The 15,998-nt window shown below is 43.8% G+C and carries 15 protein-coding genes and 2 pseudogenes; 16 read left to right on the forward strand and 1 reads right to left on the reverse strand.

Features of this window, described 5'->3' with window-relative positions:
* Positions 1–34: 34 nt before the first annotated feature.
* The 10 genes from ACOXXR_RS02035 (at position 35) to ACOXXR_RS02080 (ending at position 8,863) form a co-directional block, all read left to right on the forward strand.
* Entirely contained in the window at positions 35–1,408 is a 1,374-nt protein-coding gene (locus ACOXXR_RS02035) for a M20/M25/M40 family metallo-hydrolase (RefSeq protein ID WP_445278648.1), read from the forward strand.
* Positions 1,401–2,468, forward strand: a complete 1,068-nt coding sequence (locus ACOXXR_RS02040) for a methionine ABC transporter ATP-binding protein (protein WP_445278649.1) — start codon at positions 1,401–1,403, stop codon at positions 2,466–2,468. Before ACOXXR_RS02035 ends, ACOXXR_RS02040 begins: the two co-directional genes overlap by 8 nt.
* The gene (locus tag ACOXXR_RS02045) at positions 2,465–3,157 is read left to right on the forward strand and encodes a methionine ABC transporter permease (RefSeq protein WP_006595735.1); all 693 of its coding nucleotides are present in this window, start codon (positions 2,465–2,467) and stop codon (positions 3,155–3,157) included. Before ACOXXR_RS02040 ends, ACOXXR_RS02045 begins: the two co-directional genes overlap by 4 nt.
* Positions 3,158–3,172: 15 nt before the next feature.
* The gene (locus ACOXXR_RS02050) at positions 3,173–3,751 is read left to right on the forward strand and encodes an MptD family putative ECF transporter S component (RefSeq protein WP_126404727.1); all 579 of its coding nucleotides are present in this window, start codon (positions 3,173–3,175) and stop codon (positions 3,749–3,751) included.
* A gap of 17 nt (positions 3,752–3,768) precedes the next feature.
* The gene (locus ACOXXR_RS02055; protein ID WP_023024179.1) at positions 3,769–4,617 is read left to right on the forward strand and encodes an SAM hydrolase/SAM-dependent halogenase family protein; all 849 of its coding nucleotides are present in this window, start codon (positions 3,769–3,771) and stop codon (positions 4,615–4,617) included.
* Positions 4,618–4,630: 13 nt separating this feature from the next.
* Positions 4,631–5,182, forward strand: a complete 552-nt coding sequence (locus ACOXXR_RS02060) for an ECF-type riboflavin transporter substrate-binding protein (protein ID WP_425931066.1) — start codon at positions 4,631–4,633, stop codon at positions 5,180–5,182.
* 297 nt (positions 5,183–5,479) lie between these two features.
* Entirely contained in the window at positions 5,480–5,674 is a 195-nt protein-coding gene (locus ACOXXR_RS02065; RefSeq protein ID WP_023027179.1) for a helix-turn-helix transcriptional regulator, read from the forward strand.
* 29 nt (positions 5,675–5,703) lie between these two features.
* The gene (locus ACOXXR_RS02070) at positions 5,704–6,180 is read left to right on the forward strand and encodes a DUF6773 family protein (protein ID WP_445278650.1); all 477 of its coding nucleotides are present in this window, start codon (positions 5,704–5,706) and stop codon (positions 6,178–6,180) included.
* Positions 6,181–6,618: 438 nt separating this feature from the next.
* On the forward strand, positions 6,619–7,602 hold the full coding sequence (trhO, locus tag ACOXXR_RS02075) for an oxygen-dependent tRNA uridine(34) hydroxylase TrhO (RefSeq protein WP_048716527.1): 984 nt from the start codon (positions 6,619–6,621) through the stop codon (positions 7,600–7,602).
* 361 nt (positions 7,603–7,963) lie between these two features.
* Positions 7,964–8,863 (forward strand): DUF4299 family protein, encoded by a 900-nt coding sequence (locus tag ACOXXR_RS02080; RefSeq protein WP_445278651.1) that lies wholly within the window; start codon positions 7,964–7,966, stop codon positions 8,861–8,863.
* A 31-nt stretch (positions 8,864–8,894) separates the two neighbouring features.
* Here the strand turns inward: ACOXXR_RS02080 and ACOXXR_RS02085 are convergent, their stop codons facing one another.
* Complete coding sequence (locus ACOXXR_RS02085) at positions 8,895–10,175, reverse strand: uracil-xanthine permease family protein (RefSeq protein ID WP_009731544.1); 1,281 nt, start codon at positions 10,173–10,175, stop codon at positions 8,895–8,897.
* 663 nt (positions 10,176–10,838) lie between these two features.
* Here ACOXXR_RS02085 and ACOXXR_RS02090 point away from each other — a divergent pair.
* The 6 genes and pseudogenes from ACOXXR_RS02090 to ACOXXR_RS02115 all read left to right on the forward strand — a co-directional run bounded on the left by ACOXXR_RS02090 (position 10,839) and on the right by ACOXXR_RS02115 (position 15,853).
* Positions 10,839–11,612 carry a nucleoside phosphorylase gene (locus tag ACOXXR_RS02090; protein ID WP_445278652.1) on the forward strand — a complete coding sequence of 258 codons (774 nt, stop codon included), beginning with the start codon at positions 10,839–10,841 and terminating at the stop codon, positions 11,610–11,612.
* Positions 11,613–12,464, forward strand: a pseudogene (locus ACOXXR_RS02095) (DUF3744 domain-containing protein); the annotation flags it as partial. It lies immediately after the preceding gene.
* A gap of 72 nt (positions 12,465–12,536) precedes the next feature.
* Positions 12,537–13,295: pseudogene (locus ACOXXR_RS02100) on the forward strand (energy-coupling factor ABC transporter ATP-binding protein); the annotation flags it as partial.
* On the forward strand, positions 13,288–14,118 hold the full coding sequence (locus ACOXXR_RS02105; protein WP_023027172.1) for an energy-coupling factor transporter transmembrane component T family protein: 831 nt from the start codon (positions 13,288–13,290) through the stop codon (positions 14,116–14,118). The pseudogene ACOXXR_RS02100 and the gene ACOXXR_RS02105, both read left to right, overlap by 8 nt.
* Positions 14,119–14,122: 4 nt before the next feature.
* Positions 14,123–14,878: an SDR family oxidoreductase gene (locus tag ACOXXR_RS02110; RefSeq protein ID WP_023027171.1), complete on the forward strand. Its 756-nt coding sequence runs from the start codon at positions 14,123–14,125 to the stop codon at positions 14,876–14,878.
* 72 nt (positions 14,879–14,950) lie between these two features.
* The gene (locus ACOXXR_RS02115; protein ID WP_023027170.1) at positions 14,951–15,853 is read left to right on the forward strand and encodes a carbohydrate kinase family protein; all 903 of its coding nucleotides are present in this window, start codon (positions 14,951–14,953) and stop codon (positions 15,851–15,853) included.
* The last annotated feature ends 145 nt before the right edge of the window (positions 15,854–15,998 follow it).

Here is a 15,998-nt window from a genome sequence, read left to right on the forward strand (position 1 = left end):
CTCTACCTCTTATCGTGTATAGTAGGAGGAAATGATGTCGAATCCAAGAGAGACAGAACAAATACGCAAATTTGAAATCGATGAGGTCGCTCAGCATTATTTTGAAGTCCTAAGAACTCTCATCTCCAAGCGCTCCATCTTTGCCCAGCAGATTGGTCTAAAAGAAGTGGCAACCTACTTGGGAGAAATCTTCACAGCTGCAGGGGCTAAGGTAACTGTTGATGACAGTTATACAGCGCCATTTGTTATTGCTAAATTTGTTTCACCCAATCCGGATGCGAAGACCATCATTTTCTACAACCATTACGATACAGTTCCAGCAGATGGCGACCAGTCTTGGACAAGTGATCCCTTCACGCTTTCGGTCCATTATGGGACCATGTATGGTCGAGGGGTAGATGACGACAAGGGGCATATTACCGCACGCTTGACGGCTATTCGAAAATATATCCGTGAGAATGGTGACCTTCCGGTTAACATTACCTTTATCATCGAAGGAGCAGAAGAATCTGCCTCAACAGATCTGGACAAGTATCTAGCTAAGCACAAAAAACACTTGCGTGGGGCAGACCTCTTAGTCTGGGAACAAGGGACCCGTAACCAACAAGGGGAACTGGAAATCTCAGGTGGAAACAAGGGGATTGTTACCTTTGACATGGTGGTTAAAAGTGCAGATGTGGATATCCATTCCAGCTATGGTGGGGTGGTGGAGTCAGCATCCTGGTATCTGCTCAATGCTTTGTCCAGCCTTCGAGATAAAGACGGTCGCATCTTGGTGGATGGCCTCTATGATTTGATTGAGGAGCCTAACGAGCGGGAATTGGCCTTGATTGACCGTTATGCCAATAAGACAGCAAACGATGTGACTGAGATTTACAATCTCCAATTGCCTATCTTGAAAGAGGAACGAAGTCAGTTCTTAAAACGTTTTTATTTTGAGCCAGCTATGAACATTGAAGGCTTAGGAACAGGGTATCAGGGACAAGGAGTCAAGACGATTCTTCCTGCAGAAGCTCGAGCCAAGATGGAAGTTCGGTTGGTGCCAGGATTGGAGCCTAAACAAGTCTTGGAGTTGATTCGTAAACAATTGGATCAGAATGGCTTTGAGAAGATTGAACTTGTTTTCACACTAGGGGAAATGAGCTATCGGAGTGATATGAGTGCGCCGTCCATTCTCAATGTAATTGATCTGGCCAAACGCTTTTACCCAGAAGGGGTCTGTGTCCTTCCGACAACTGCAGGCACTGGTCCCATGCATACGGTCTTTGAGGCCTTGCAAGTTCCAATGGCTGCCTTTGGTATCGGAAATGCCAATAGTCGAGATCATGGTGGGGATGAAAATGTGAAAATTGCAGACTACTATACCCATATTGAATTAATTAAGGAGTTAATCACAAGTTATGAGTAAAGAAATTATCAAACTGGACCATATCGATGTTACCTTTCATCAGAAAAAACGTGAAATTGCAGCCGTGAAGGATGTGACCATTCATATCAATGAAGGGGATATTTACGGGATTGTTGGGTATTCTGGTGCAGGGAAGTCAACGCTTGTACGGGTCATCAATCTCTTGCAAGTACCGTCAGCAGGTACTATCACCGTAGATGGTGATGTCATCTATCAAGATCGGGTGACCTTGAATGCTGCGGCTTTACGCCAAAAACGCCGGGACATTGGTATGATTTTCCAACACTTCAATCTTATGGCCCAAATGACTGCAGCTGAAAATGTGGCCTTCGCCCTCAAACATTCAAATTTGTCTAAAGAGCAAAAGGCTGAAAAAGTGGCTAAGTTGTTGGAACTAGTAGGACTGTCAGATCGGGCGGACAACTATCCTGCTCAATTGTCAGGTGGACAAAAACAACGGGTGGCGATTGCGCGTGCGCTCGCCAACGATCCAAAGATTTTGATTTCTGACGAATCAACATCCGCCCTAGATCCAAAAACGACCAAACAAATCCTTGCTCTTCTGCAAGAGCTGAATCAGAAGTTGGGCTTGACAGTGGTCTTGATTACCCATGAAATGCAGATCGTTAAAGACATTGCCAATCGAGTGGCTGTCATGCAAAATGGTGAATTGATTGAAGAAGGCTCTGTTTTAGACATCTTCTCTAATCCTAAGAACGAATTGACACAAGACTTCATCACAACTGCAACAGGAATCGAGGAAGCTATGGTGAAAATCAACCAGCAACAAATTGTTAAGAAATTGCCAGCTGATTCTGTTTTAGCCCATTTGAAATATTCTGGTTCGGTGACAGACACAGCGATTATCAACGATATTTATAAACAGTACCAAGTGTCTGCTAATATTCTACACGGAAACATTGAAATTTTGGATCATACCCCTGTTGGTGAGTTGGTTGTTATCCTTACTGGGGAAGCAGCGAATCTAACTGCAGCACAGCGGGATCTACAAGCAGCAGGTGTTTCTGTGCGTGTCTTAAAAGAAGGGAGTAATGCATGATTGACTTTATTCAAACCTATCTACCAAATGTTTACCGGATGGGCTGGAGTGGCCAAGCTGGATGGGGAACAGCGATTTATCTGACCCTTTACATGACCTTTATCTCTTTTGTGATTGGTGGTTTATTGGGACTCATTGCAGGTTTATTACTAGTCTTGACAGCACCAGGTGGGATTATCGAGAATAAATTGGTTTTCCATATCTTGGATAAAATCACTTCCATCTTTCGTGCGATTCCATTTATCATCTTGCTAGCCTTGATCAATCCCTTTACTCGTATGATTGTCGGAACTGGGATCGGTCCTACAGCAGCCTTAGTTCCCCTATCCTTAGCTGTCTTTCCTTTCTTTGCCCGCCAAGTTCAAGTCGTTTTATCTGAGCTTGACCGAGGTGTAATTGAAGCGGCCCAAGCCAGTGGGGCAACATTTTGGGATATCGTTGGTGTCTATCTTCGTGAAGGTCTTCCAGATCTGATTCGTGTCACAACTGTTACCCTTATTTCCTTGGTTGGTGAAACAGCCATGGCGGGTGCGATTGGAGCCGGTGGTCTCGGAAACGTGGCTATTTCCTATGGTTACCAACGCTTTAATAATGATGTCACCTTGCTAGCAACCTTCTTGATTCTGCTTTTGATCTTCTTTATTCAGTTTATCGGTGATTTCTTGACCAAGAAAATTAGTCACCGGTAAGGATGGGTGAAGTATATGAACATGATACAGAAACATCAATTTAAGCAGGTTGCAGCCTTTGCAGGCTTGTATTTTCTTGCTATTGGTTTAGGCGTCCTGCTTGGAAGTCTGGTTGACCATCGAGGGAATATGTTTTATGCTCCAGCCTTCTCTGCCCTAGTTGGTGGAGGGATCTATCGCGTCTATGTTGAGAAAATTCAACGGACAGGAGCTATTCTAGTAGTTGCTCTTGTGATTGGTGCTTTTTTCCTTTTCACTCGTCATGGAGCTGGAGCCTTTCTTCCTGCTCTTGTTGGGGGGCTTTTAGCCGAATTGGTCGCAGCCCGAGGCCGCTACCAGTCGAAGTTAGGCAATGCGCTTTCCTTCCTCCTCTTTTCCTTTACGACGACAGGGCCCATTCTCATGATGTGGATCCAACCAGCTAGTTACCGTGCTTCTTTACTAGCCCGTGGGAAGTCGATGGATTATATTGAACGCGTTATGGTACCGTCGAATATGGAGACGGTGAGCTGGTTTTTATTGACCCTTCTGTTTGGAGCTCTACTAGGTTATCTTCTAGGACAATTGGTTTATCAAAAGCTAGATAGAAAATGACATGATGGAGAAGAAATATGCACAATAATTTACTAGTCCTTCAGTCAGACTTTGGTCTGGTAGACGGGGCTGTCTCTGCTATGATTGGGGTTGCTTTAGAGGAATCACCAACCCTCAAGATTCATCACTTGACCCATGACATTACCCCTTACAATATCTTTGAAGGAAGTTACCGCCTCTTTCAGACGGTAGACTACTGGCCAGAAGGGACAACCTTTGTTTCGGTGGTCGATCCGGGTGTTGGTTCCAAACGAAAGAGTGTGGTAGCCAAAACGGCGAAGAACCAATACATTGTTACACCGGATAATGGAACCCTCTCTTTTATCAAGAAACATGTAGGGATTGTTGCTATCCGTGAGATTTCAGAGGTGAAGAACCGCCGGGCCAATACTGAGTTTTCTTATACCTTCCACGGGCGTGATGTCTATGCCTATACAGGAGCTAAGTTAGCCAGTGGCCATATCAGCTTTGAGGAAGTGGGGCCAGAGCTCAGTGTTGAACATATTGTAGAAATTCCTGTGGTGGAGACTGTTATAGAGGACAATCTTGTCAAAGGAGCCGTTGACATCTTGGATGTGCGCTTTGGTTCTCTTTGGACCTCGATTACTCGGGAAGAGTTTAATCATTTGGAACCCGCATTTGGGGAACGCTTTGAAGTAACCATTTATAACAATGACATGCTGGTTTACCAAAACCAAGTGACCTATGGTAAGTCCTTCGCCGATGTGCGGATTGGCCAGCCAATCCTTTATATCAATTCCCTCTACCGTGTTGGTCTTGCCATCAACCAGGGATCCTTTGCCAAGGCCTATAATGTAGGAGTTGGGGCTTCTTGGCATATTGAAATTAGAAAAATGGAAAATTAATAGGAGATAAAAAATGAAACAAAAACAAGCTTTTTCAATTAAGGATGTTGTAGCTATTGGGGTTGGAGCAGCCCTCTTTGTCGTGATTGCAATGATTCCAATTCCGGCGCCAGCTCCAAATACAAACATTCAGTTGCAATACGCTCTTCAAGCCCTCTTTAGTGTGATTTTTGGTCCAATTGTTGGTTTCTTGATGGGCGTAATCGGTCATGCTATTAAAGATGCCATGACCTATGGCCTCTGGTGGACTTGGATTATTTCTAGTGGCTTGTTTGGTCTCTTTGTTGGTTTGTTCCGCAAACAAATCGGTGACCTCAAAGGAGAAGTGACTAAGAAAGAATTGATCGTCTTTAACGTTGTTCAAGTCATTGCCAACTTGCTTATTTGGGGATTGATTGCACCGATTGGAGATGTGATGATCTACAAAGAAAGTGCCAACAAGGTCTTCCTTCAGGGAGTTGTAGCAGGTTCTGTTAATGCTTTGACAGTTGCTATTGCAGGTTCTCTTCTCTTGATTGCCTATGCCCGTACCCAAACAAAAGATGGAAGTTTATCTAAAGATTAATCGTAAATAAGAAGAGAAGAGAGAGGGACCGAAATCGGTCATTCGTTAGAATTCGATTTCGTCGTCCCACCTCCGCAAAGTTGAGTAGGGCTGTAAAAGCTGATGAAATCAGCGTAGTAGAGCCCACTCAACCACTGCGTCTTGCTCGACAATCCAAAGACAATTGAGAGGCTAGGACTTTTGTCCCAGCCTCTTTTTTTGTTTATCAAAAATATTTTTTACAAAATGTAAGATATATGTTGCAAAATAGAAAATATAGTGTATAATAGAGCTATAAAAACAAGAAAGGAAAAGCCTGTGGCGAAAAATCTCAAATTAAAAATGGCCCGGGTCGAGCATGATATGACCCAGGGGGATCTTGCAGATGCCATCGGGGTGACGCGCCAGACCATTGGCTTGATCGAGGCGGGGAAATACAATCCGACCCTCAGCCTCTGCCTGGCTATTTGTAAGGCCTTGGATAAGACACTGGATCAACTGTTCTGGGAGTAACAGTTTTTAACAATAGAAAGAGGAATCATATGAAACAAAAGAAAGAACCAATTGTAAAAGATGAACGGACCATGCTGATTGATGGAAAAATTGCGGGGGAACTTGTTCTTGGAATGACCTGCTTTATTGCAGTATCCGCCTTTGTGAAAGCTAGTATCCTGGACTTGGACCTACTAGCCTATATACCAGAGCTCATTCTCTTGATTGGCATGGGAGCTTATGCCCTTGTCAGAAGGATTAGTTCTGGGATTGATGTTCGAGATATGTTAGAAACAGACAGCTGGTTCAGTCGCATTGGCTCAGGTATCTTATTTGCCTTATTTGTGATCGTAATGGATGTGATTGGAAAGCGGGAAACGATGAGCTTTATGCTTAGTCCCAAGTATCTGCTCAAAATCGTCCTTGCCATTTTAGTCTTTGCTCTTCTGACTTATCTGTTAGAAAAACCACTCGCCTTCATCAATCGGAAAAAACAAAAGAAGATTGAAGCAGAGTTAGAGGACTAAGGGGAGAGCTTAAAAAGTTATTTAAGAATTTGTATAAAAGCCTGGAATTCCAGGCTTCAGATTGAAGACAAAGTCATATTAAAAAACTTTCCTTAGGTGAGTACGGACGTCAGCGAACTTCTTCGAAGTTCCAAGACTAATTATTGAGCCAAAGGTCTCAATAATTCCGAGTGCCTGAAACGTTATTGTTTCAGGCACTTTTCTCACAGCGGAAAGTTTTGGTATTTTTTTGAATCGATTTAAAAATTGGAACTCATTTTTATTTCTTTGCAGAATCGCTTAACTTATTTTACTTTAAAATAGTTTGTCTACATTCTAAAGTCTGGCCCCCAAGCTTTTATTTTTCAGTCAAATAAATTGCATTCGTTTTCTCGGGAGAGTATACTGGTATAGTTGAATGAAAAATTCTGATAATTTAATCTTAGAAAAGAGAATCTTATGGCAAAACCTATTCGTGTTTTACTTTACTATAAATATGTTCCCATCGAAAACGCAGAACAATTTGCGGCTGATCATTTGGCTTTCTGTAAATCAATCGGGCTCAAGGGACGTATCCTAGTTGCTGATGAAGGAATCAACGGTACCGTTTCTGGTGATTACGAAACGACGCAAAAATACATGGACTATGTTCACAGCCTTCCAGGTATGGAAGACCTCTGGTTCAAGATTGATGAGGAAGAAGAGCAAGCTTTCAAGAAGATGTTTGTACGTTATAAGAAAGAGATTGTCCACCTTGGATTAGAGGATGATAACTTCGATAACGATATCAATCCCCTTGAAACGACAGGTGCTTACTTGTCTCCAAAAGAATTTAAAGAAGCTCTTCTAGACGAGGATACAGTTGTCCTTGATACTCGTAACGACTATGAGTATGATCTTGGACACTTCCGTGGCGCTATTCGTCCAGATATCCGCAATTTCCGTGAGTTGCCACAATGGGTCCGTGATAACAAGGAAAAATTCATGGACAAGCGTGTCGTAGTTTACTGTACAGGTGGCGTTCGTTGTGAGAAATTCTCAGGTTGGATGGTGCGTGAAGGCTACAAAGATGTCGGTCAATTGCACGGCGGAATTGCAACCTACGGAAAAGACCCAGAAGTTCAAGGAGAACTATGGGATGGGAAGATGTACGTCTTTGACGAGCGGATCGCAGTCGATGTCAACCATGTCGATCCAAGCGTTGTCGGAAAAGACTGGTTTGATGGAACACCATGTGAACGCTATGTCAACTGTGGAAATCCTTTCTGTAACCGTCGCATCTTGACTTCAGAAGAAAATGAAGACAAGTACCTCCGTGGTTGCTCACATGAGTGCCGTGTTCATCCACGCAATCGCTATGTAGAAGAACACAACTTGTCACAAGAAGAGGTTGCTGAGCGTTTGGCTGTTATCGGTGAGACGCTTGATGGAACTCTTGCATAAGCTAAAAACAGCCTTTTGGCTGTTTCAGATTGAAGACAAAGTCTTTTGAAAAACTTCCCTTAGGTGAGTACGGACGTCAGCGAACTTCTACGAAGTTCCATGACTTAGTTTTGAACCTAAGGTTTCAAAACTCCCGAGTGCTTGAACCATAGTGGTTCAAGCACTTTTTCTCACAGCGGAAAGTTTTTCATCTTCTTTAATAACTAAAAAATAAAAGTCATGTTTTGAAAGTCATCTAGCTGTTTAATGTAGCACAATAGTTTGTCTACATTCAAAAACAGCCTTTTGGCTGTTTTTTTCTATGGAAAGTCATGAAAATTTGTGCTATAATTTAGTAAGCGATTACAAAAAGGAGAAAACAATGTCAGTTGTGTTTTCAATTCGAAATAAAAAGAGTATGTTTGGCTATCAAAAAGTGATGCCAGCTAAAGATGTATTGAATTTGGTGGAAGGAGTTCTTACCTACAGTTTTGAGGAAGCCATGCTTGGTCGCTCTCTCAAAGATTTTCCAGCCATGATGTGTATCCGCTATGGCAAGAGTTGCTTGCCGATCATCCTTCGTTATCTGGATCAAGAGCATGCTTATCAGTTCATCCTTGCAGATTTTGCCACCCTTGAAGATTGGCGACTCATCTTGGAATGGCTCAGTGCCCTAGCTCGCCAGTTGGGGAATGAGATTCACGATAATTTAGGAACCAGCTATGACGCAGATTCTATTTTCTCTTTTGACTATGAGAACTATTTGCTGAAGAATCTACAGAATCTAGAAAAAGATCCAGACCTTCATCAATATCAACTTCAGGGATTTGCTCATCCTGTAATTTTAGATCGTGAGCTCCTTCGTAAAATTTTAGACTCTGCTCAACCTTTAGAGGAGTTCAGTCAAGTGGTTAAAAAGGTACAATACAGCTCCGCCTTCTTTAGTCAGGTTCGTTTCTACCGTCAGAACGAAACGGGAGGCATTATTGGTAGTTACAGTCTAACAGAAGATACGGATACTGTCTTGCCACGTGTTCCTTTTGTACCTGCAGAGTTTGTAGAGAAGGTCAATATGGATGAGGTCATCGACTGGAAAGTGAACTTAGTAGAAATTACTGGGAATCCCGATATGCCAGAGAGTTATAAGCCGGTGGCAGCTGTGAATTTAGAAGCTCTACTGGATGCTTTGGACTCAAGTGAATTTGAATTATTGGATGCCAATCAAATTGAAATCAAAAAATTGTCCAAGGAACGCTTGTTGCAATTGGCCCAACTCGAATAAAAAAAGTTCTCAATTCTGAGAACTTTTTTTGTTAGTTTGATTCATGTGGCAAGATCAAGTTAAGGATGATTCCTGTCATAGCGGAGAGGGCTGTTCCTGAAAGGGTCACTGGACCGAGTTTCAGAATTGCTCCACCAAGTCCAAGAACCAACATGGCACTTGCAATAATCAAGTTGCGCATCAAGCTGAAGTCAACGCGTTCTTTGATCAAGACTTTCAAACCATTACTTGCGATTACCCCATAGAGCAAGATGGACATCCCACCGAGAACAGAGTTTGGAATGGTAGAAATGAGAGCAGTAAATTTACCAAGGAAGCTCAAGGAAATAGCAATCAAGGCTGCATTTCGGATAACAGAAACAGAAGCGATGCGAGTCATCCCAATAACGCCTGTATTTTCACCGTAAGTGGTATTCGCTGGGCCACCAAGGAAGGCTGATACAGATGTTGCAATCCCGTCACCAAGAAGGGTACGATGAAGTCCCGGTTGTTTCAAGAATTGACGGCCACAGATTTGGCTAAGCACCGTATGGTCACCGATGTGTTCTGAAATAGTTACGATAGCGATTGGCAAGATAGCGATGGTTTCAGGACCGAAATACAAGTTGTATTGTTTGAAGGCCCCACCCGTATTGAAAGGAAGATAAAAACCAGGAATCTCAAACCAGTTGGCCTTGAGGACCGGATCAAAGTTCACCAAGCCCAAGCAAACTGCGAAGACATAACCACCGATAATGGCGAAAAGGAAAGGAATGATTTTGAAGAAACCTTTTCCTTTGGTGTTGATGAAGGCGGCAATCAGGAAGGTTACGACAGCGACAAGGGCATTTTTCCAATCTCCCCCTTCGACAAAACCAGCGTTTTTAACGGCTGATCCTGCAAGTCCAAGACCAATAACGATAATCATAGGTCCAATGACAACGGCAGGAAGCAATTTGTCAATCCAGCGAGTGCCTGCTACTTTAACCCCTGCAGCGACTAGCACGTAGATCAGACCGGTCAGGATAACCCCTGTTTGGGCTGCATCGACTTTTCCTCCCATTTCCTTCATTGCCAAAGCCATGGCTGTGATGAAGGCGAAGGAAGAGCCGAGGTAGACAGGGACTTTAAAGCCGGTACAAGTCATATAGATCAGTGTCCCAACCCCTGATGCAAAGAGGGCAACGGATACGGGCATGCCCAAGATGAGTGGTACCAGGATGGTTGCCCCAAACATGGCGAAAACGTGTTGGAAACTTAATAAGATTCCTTTTAGGGGTGCCGGACTTTGGTCGACATCCAGGAGCAAATCAACAGTTGATTCTTCTTTCATAATAACCTCACTTTTGGGCACCAAAAAAGAGCCCATGAATTTTTTGCATAGCAAGGGCCCTCAGATTATTCATATTCTGTGTCTTTGTCACCTCACAGGATGACATTAAAAACCTTTGCTTCTAAGAAGTATAGCAGAAAAAATTCGTTTTGTAAACGAATTTTTCCCGAGCCAAGAAACGAGAGAGCGAGGTTCGTTTTGTAAACGAATTTTTCCAGAGTCAAGAAGCGAGAGAGCGAGGAGGGAATCATTGAAGTTCTCATTTTTGTATCAGGAAAGAGGTTAACGATCGACGCAGTGGTTGAGTGGCCCCTCCCACGCTCTAATTCTCGCTTGGACGGGCCTACTCAACTTTGCGGGGGAGGGACGACGAAACCGTCGTTTTAAATGGTAATCGATTTCTGTCCCTCTCCCTTTTCCCGAGCCAAGAAATAAAAGAGCGAGGAGGGAATCATTGAAGTTCTCATTTTTGTATCAAGAAAGAGGTCTGCGATAGACGCAGTGCCTGATGGATCCCTCTTTATTATCTTTTGGAGGACAGCTGTTTTGTTTCTCATCACAAAAGGCGAACAAGTAAGCTTGCTTTCCCCCTTTGTTAGAAGGAAAGAGGCCGATTTTGTGGTATAATAGGGGCCTAGAAGTAGAATGAAAGAGGTGCACGAAATGCTGTTAGAAGAATTTGATGCCAATCGACAGGCGATTATCAACCCACAAGACCTACACAAACCAATTGAAGGATTTCCCAAAGTAGTCATCTCTTGCTTTTCAAGAGTAACTTTTGCGCGCCTCCTTGAAAACTATGAACATGTCGTAATTGCAAGAACTTCCATGGCTAACTTTGAAGTCATTGTCTATGGGATTACGATTGAAGACCAACAGGTTGCTGTCTTTAATGCACCAGTTGGGGCTGCTTCCTGTGTGGGGATTTTAGAGGATTTGATTCAATTTGGGATGGAGAAACTCGTTCTCTTTGGGACTTGTGGGGTTTTGGACCAAGATATCGAAGCAACCTCCATCATCATTCCAACAGCAGCTCTTCGAGACGAAGGGACCAGCTATCACTATCTTCCGGCTAGTGATGAAGTGGAAGTAAATAAGGAAAGCCTTCCTCTCTTCCAAGCTTTTCTGGATAGTCACAAGGTTTCCTATCAGAAAGGAAAAGTGTGGACGACAGATGCTCCCTACCGGGAAACCATCGACAAGATGAAGCGACGAATGGAAGCAGGAGCCATCTGTGTAGATATGGAATGTTCGGCAGTGGCAGCTTTAGCAGCTTTTCGGGGCTTTGAGCTCTGCCATTTCTTCTACGCAGCAGACCACCTCTCGGAAGAAAAATGGGATATCCGAACCTTATCTAGTCATGAGGATTTAGATAGCAAGGATCGAATCGCGGATTTAGCCATCCAATTTGCGCTCTTATGGGAAAAGGCGAACTAAATGAAAGAAGCAATGATTGAACTGAAGGATTTTTCCTTCCAATACAAGGCACAGTCTGAGCCAACTTTGAAAAATCTCAACTTAACCATTTATAAGGGGGAAAAGGTCCTGATTGTCGGGCCATCTGGCTCTGGAAAGTCAACCATTGGCCAGTGCTTAAATGGGATTATCCCTAATATCTATAAGGGAACCAGTAGTGGGCAATTCCTCATTCAGGGGAAAGAAGCCTTTGATCTCAGTATTTACGAGAAGTCTCATTTGGTCAGTACGGTCTTGCAGGATACAGATGGTCAGTTTATTGGTCTCAGTGTTGCAGAAGACTTGGCTTTTGCCCTTGAAAACGATATGGTCGAGCTGGAAAGCATGAAATCTCGGGTTCATACCTGGGCGGAGCGCTTGGACTTGAGTAAGCTCTTGGACCATCGGCCTCAAGATTTATCCGGTGGGCAAAAACAGCGGGTCAGCTTGGCAGGTGTCCTGATCGATGAAAGTCCGATCCTGCTCTTTGATGAGCCACTGGCTAATTTAGATCCCAAGTCGGGTCAGGATATCATTGATCTGATCGATCAGATTCATGAAGAGCAGGGAACGACAACCATTATCATTGAGCACCGTTTGGAGGATGTGCTCTACCGTCCTATCGATCGGGTCATCTTGATTAATCAAGGGCAAGTCCTCTTTAATGGGCGACCAGATGAGTTGTTGAGAACCACTTTACTAGCTGAAAATGGGATTCGGGAACCCCTCTATTTAACAACCCTTCGCCAGTTAGGGCAGGATATCAGCAAACTACCGAATTTGGACAAGGTGGAAAAAATACCACTTGAAGATTTATCAGTGGAAATTCCAACTCCAAATTTTGAAAAAAGTGCAGAGGTTGAAGTAATTTTAGAGCTTGGTCATTTGAACTTTGCCTATCGAGAAGGCCAGCCTATTCTAAAAGATCTTTCCTTGACTATTCCAAAAGGCCAACGGTTGGCGATTGTCGGAAAAAATGGGGCTGGAAAATCTACCCTTGCTAAGGCGATTTGCGGCTTTATCCAGACGGAAGGAACTTATTTCTCAAAGGGTGAGGATATCAAGGGTGATAGTGTCAAGGAGCGGGCAGAGCGAGTAGGTTATGTCCTGCAAAATCCCAATCAGATGATTTCATCGACCATGGTTTTTGATGAGGTGGCCCTCGGTCTTCACTTGAGAAATGTCCCAGAGGACCAGATTGAAAGTCGTGTCCATCAAGCCTTGAAAACCTGTGGTCTCTATGAGTTTCGTAAGTGGCCGATTTCTGCCTTGTCTTATGGTCAGAAAAAGCGGGTAACCATTGCTTCGATTTTAGTACTGGGGCCTGAGGTTTTGGTTTTGGATGAGCCAACGGCTGGTCAGGATCAACGAAACTATACAGAAATTATGGATTTCCTTGATGAACTCCACCAAAAGGGGCATACCATTGTCATGATTACCCATGATATGCAACTGATGTTAGATTATTCTGATCGAGCAATCGTGGTGACGGATGGGCAAATTTTGGCAGATTTGACGCCGGCGGAGCTCTTGACCCGACCAGAAATTTTGAGACGGGCTAATTTGAAAGAAACGTCTATTTTCGCCTTGGCAAATCGACTTGGTGTCGATCCGCTTGCCTTGACCCAGTTTTATATGAATCAGAAGGGGGTAGGTCATGAATAATCGCTTAGTCGGCTACCATGCTGGAACCAGCTTTCTGCATCGCCTCTCAGGTGCCAGCAAACTCCTATTTTTATTGTTGGTATCATTAGCGGCCATGTTGAGTTACGATACCCGCCTGTTATTGGTCATTGGTCTAGGTGCCCTCGCCTTATTTGCGACCTCAGGCATTCGTTTGAAAGACATTTCTTTTATTCTTAGTTTTGCCCTGGTCTTTGCTATTCTCAATGTCTTGATGGTCTATCTTTTTGCCCCTCAATATGGGGTAGAGATCTATGGAGCAAAAACAGTTCTTCTAGATGGTTTAGGGGCATATAGCATCACAGCTCAAGAGTTGTTTTATCTTTTCAACCTAGCTTTGAAGTATGTGTGTACCATTCCTCTGGCTCTTATTTTCCTAATGACCACCCATCCTAGTCAATTTGCTTCTAGTCTTAATCAGATTGGGGTGTCCTACAAGATTGCTTATTCAGTGAGCTTGACCCTGCGCTATATTCCAGATGTGCAGGAGGAATACCAGATTATCAAGCTCTCCCAAGAAGCAAGAGGGTTGGAATTGTCCAAAAAGGCCAACTTTGTCCAGCGGGTGAAGGGGAATCTTCAGATGATTTCTCCCTTGATTTTTAGTTCTCTGGAGCGGATCGAAACGATTTCTACAGCCATGGAATTGCGTCGCTTTGGGAAAAATAAAAAACGGACCTGGTACACCTATCAGGAGATGACGACTCGTGATCGTCTGATTATTCTAGGGTCCGCTCTGATGGTAGTCCTGAGTTTGGTCTTGATTTGGGTAAACCAAGGTCGCTTTTATAATCCTTGGAGGTAAGAAAATGGCAGAAACAATTTTAGTAACAGGAGCTTCCGCTGGCTTTGGTCAAGCTATTTGTCAACGCTTAGTTGCCGATGGTCATCGAGTGATTGGTGCGGCTAGACGCATTGAAAAATTACAGGCTCTTCACAAAGAGCTGGGAGAAGCCTTTTATCCTCTTCAAATGGATGTAACAGATCTCACTCAGGTGGATCAGGCACTTTCCAGTTTACCAAAAGCTTGGGAGCAGATTGATGTCTTGGTTAATAATGCTGGCTTGGCCCTAGGCCTCGCTCCAGCTCATGAAGCAGAGATCGCAGATTGGTTGACCATGATCCAAACCAATATCATCGGTCTGACCTATTTGACCCGACAAATCCTCCCCCGGATGGTGGAAAGAAATGAAGGGTATGTCATCAATATGGGGTCGACTGCTGGGACGGTACCTTATCCAGGGGCCAATGTTTATGGAGCATCCAAATCCTTCGTTAAACAGTTCTCTTTAAATCTGCGTGCCGACCTGGCTGGAAAACAAATTCGGGTGACCAATATTGAACCAGGTCTCTGTGAAGGGACCGAGTTCTCATCGGTTCGCTTTAAAGGGGATGAAAAACGGGTAGAAGCTCTCTATCGAGACGCTCATGCTATTCAACCTGAAGATATAGCCAATACGGTGTCTTGGCTCATTCAACAACCCAAGCATGTCAATGTCAATCGGATTGAAATCATGCCAGTTTCCCAAACCTTTGGCCCTCAACCGGTCTATCGGGGTGACTAGTTTTACTAACCAGCTCTATCTAGTGCTGGTTATTTTTCCATGTTGAGGATAGAAAATAGGAGGAGAATATCCATGTCAAAAGCCTTAGTGATTGGATCCACTGTTTGTGATATTATGGTTTATCTTGATCGTCTACCAAGTAGGGAAGGTGACGCCCATATCCATGAGCAGACTTGGTCTCTTGGAGGGTGTGCCTTTAATGTCGTCTCCGTACTTCATGCTTTAGGTCAAAAGGTTGACTTCATCTCGCCAGTGGGGACGGGTGTCTACGGGGATTTTGTCAAGGCAGAACTAGAAAAGTTGAGCATCCAAACCCCTATTTCAGTAACAGGAGCGAATGGTTGTTGCTATTGTTTCATTGAGTCGGATGGAGAACGAACCTTTTTATCAGATCATGGAGTGGAATATGGTTTTCAGAAGGAATGGCTACAGCCTCTGGAGCAGGAAAGTTATGACGCTATTTATCTCTGTGGCCTTGAAGTAGAAGAGCCGACCGGGATGGATCTCATTCAAGCTGTGTCAAAACTTGAAGGCCAAGTTATCTTTGCACCAGGGCCTCGCGGTCTCTTGATTCCCAAGGACCGACTGGAAGTAATTTATGATCTCCAACCCATCCTCCACCTCAATGAGCTAGAAGCCAAGGCTTTTTCAGCTTGTGAAGAGATTGCTGAAGCAGTTAAGATCCTTTACCAGAGAACAGGACGGTTAGTCATCGTCACTTTAGGAGAAAAAGGAGCTATCGCTTACGATGGTAGCTGGTATGAGGCTATCGGATTTCCGACAGAAGTTCTTGATACCGTAGGAGCAGGAGACAGTCATCTGGGAGCCTTTTTAGCAGCATCCTTGCAAGGGGTAGATGTAGAGGATGCCTTAATCTTTGCTAACCGTTTAGCAAGCAAGGTTGTGGCGACTAGGGGAGTTCATCTGACTCAGGAACAGTACCAAGTACTAAGAGCAGAACTCGCACAAAACTAAAAAGGAGTAGGGAACATGTCCTACTCCTTATTTGACTTTATCCGCTTGTCCCTTTGTATCTTATTGAAATGAACACGGGCTGCGGATTGTGTCAAAAAGATGAATCCTCCTAGAATCATTTGGATTCTGCGTCGAATTCCCTATT

Source organism: Streptococcus sp. KHUD_013 (assembly GCF_052588545.1).

Excerpts from the sequence above, each read along its gene's own strand:
- ACOXXR_RS02105 (WP_023027172.1), top strand. The coding sequence starts at position 13,288 with ATGAATAATCGCTTAGTCGGCTACCATGCTGGAACCAGCTTTCTGCAT.
- ACOXXR_RS02090 (WP_445278652.1), top strand. The coding sequence starts at position 10,839 with ATGCTGTTAGAAGAATTTGATGCCAATCGACAGGCGATTATCAACCCA.
- ACOXXR_RS02055 (WP_023024179.1), top strand. The coding sequence starts at position 3,769 with ATGCACAATAATTTACTAGTCCTTCAGTCAGACTTTGGTCTGGTAGAC.
- ACOXXR_RS02035 (WP_445278648.1), top strand. The coding sequence starts at position 35 with ATGTCGAATCCAAGAGAGACAGAACAAATACGCAAATTTGAAATCGAT.
- ACOXXR_RS02115 (WP_023027170.1), top strand. The coding sequence starts at position 14,951 with ATGTCAAAAGCCTTAGTGATTGGATCCACTGTTTGTGATATTATGGTT.
- ACOXXR_RS02050 (WP_126404727.1), top strand. The coding sequence starts at position 3,173 with ATGAACATGATACAGAAACATCAATTTAAGCAGGTTGCAGCCTTTGCA.
- ACOXXR_RS02080 (WP_445278651.1), top strand. The coding sequence starts at position 7,964 with ATGTCAGTTGTGTTTTCAATTCGAAATAAAAAGAGTATGTTTGGCTAT.
- ACOXXR_RS02085 (WP_009731544.1), bottom strand. The coding sequence starts at position 10,175 with ATGAAAGAAGAATCAACTGTTGATTTGCTCCTGGATGTCGACCAAAGT.
- ACOXXR_RS02070 (WP_445278650.1), top strand. The coding sequence starts at position 5,704 with ATGAAACAAAAGAAAGAACCAATTGTAAAAGATGAACGGACCATGCTG.
- ACOXXR_RS02040 (WP_445278649.1), top strand. The coding sequence starts at position 1,401 with ATGAGTAAAGAAATTATCAAACTGGACCATATCGATGTTACCTTTCAT.
- trhO (WP_048716527.1), top strand. The coding sequence starts at position 6,619 with ATGGCAAAACCTATTCGTGTTTTACTTTACTATAAATATGTTCCCATC.
- ACOXXR_RS02060 (WP_425931066.1), top strand. The coding sequence starts at position 4,631 with ATGAAACAAAAACAAGCTTTTTCAATTAAGGATGTTGTAGCTATTGGG.
- ACOXXR_RS02110 (WP_023027171.1), top strand. The coding sequence starts at position 14,123 with ATGGCAGAAACAATTTTAGTAACAGGAGCTTCCGCTGGCTTTGGTCAA.
- ACOXXR_RS02045 (WP_006595735.1), top strand. The coding sequence starts at position 2,465 with ATGATTGACTTTATTCAAACCTATCTACCAAATGTTTACCGGATGGGC.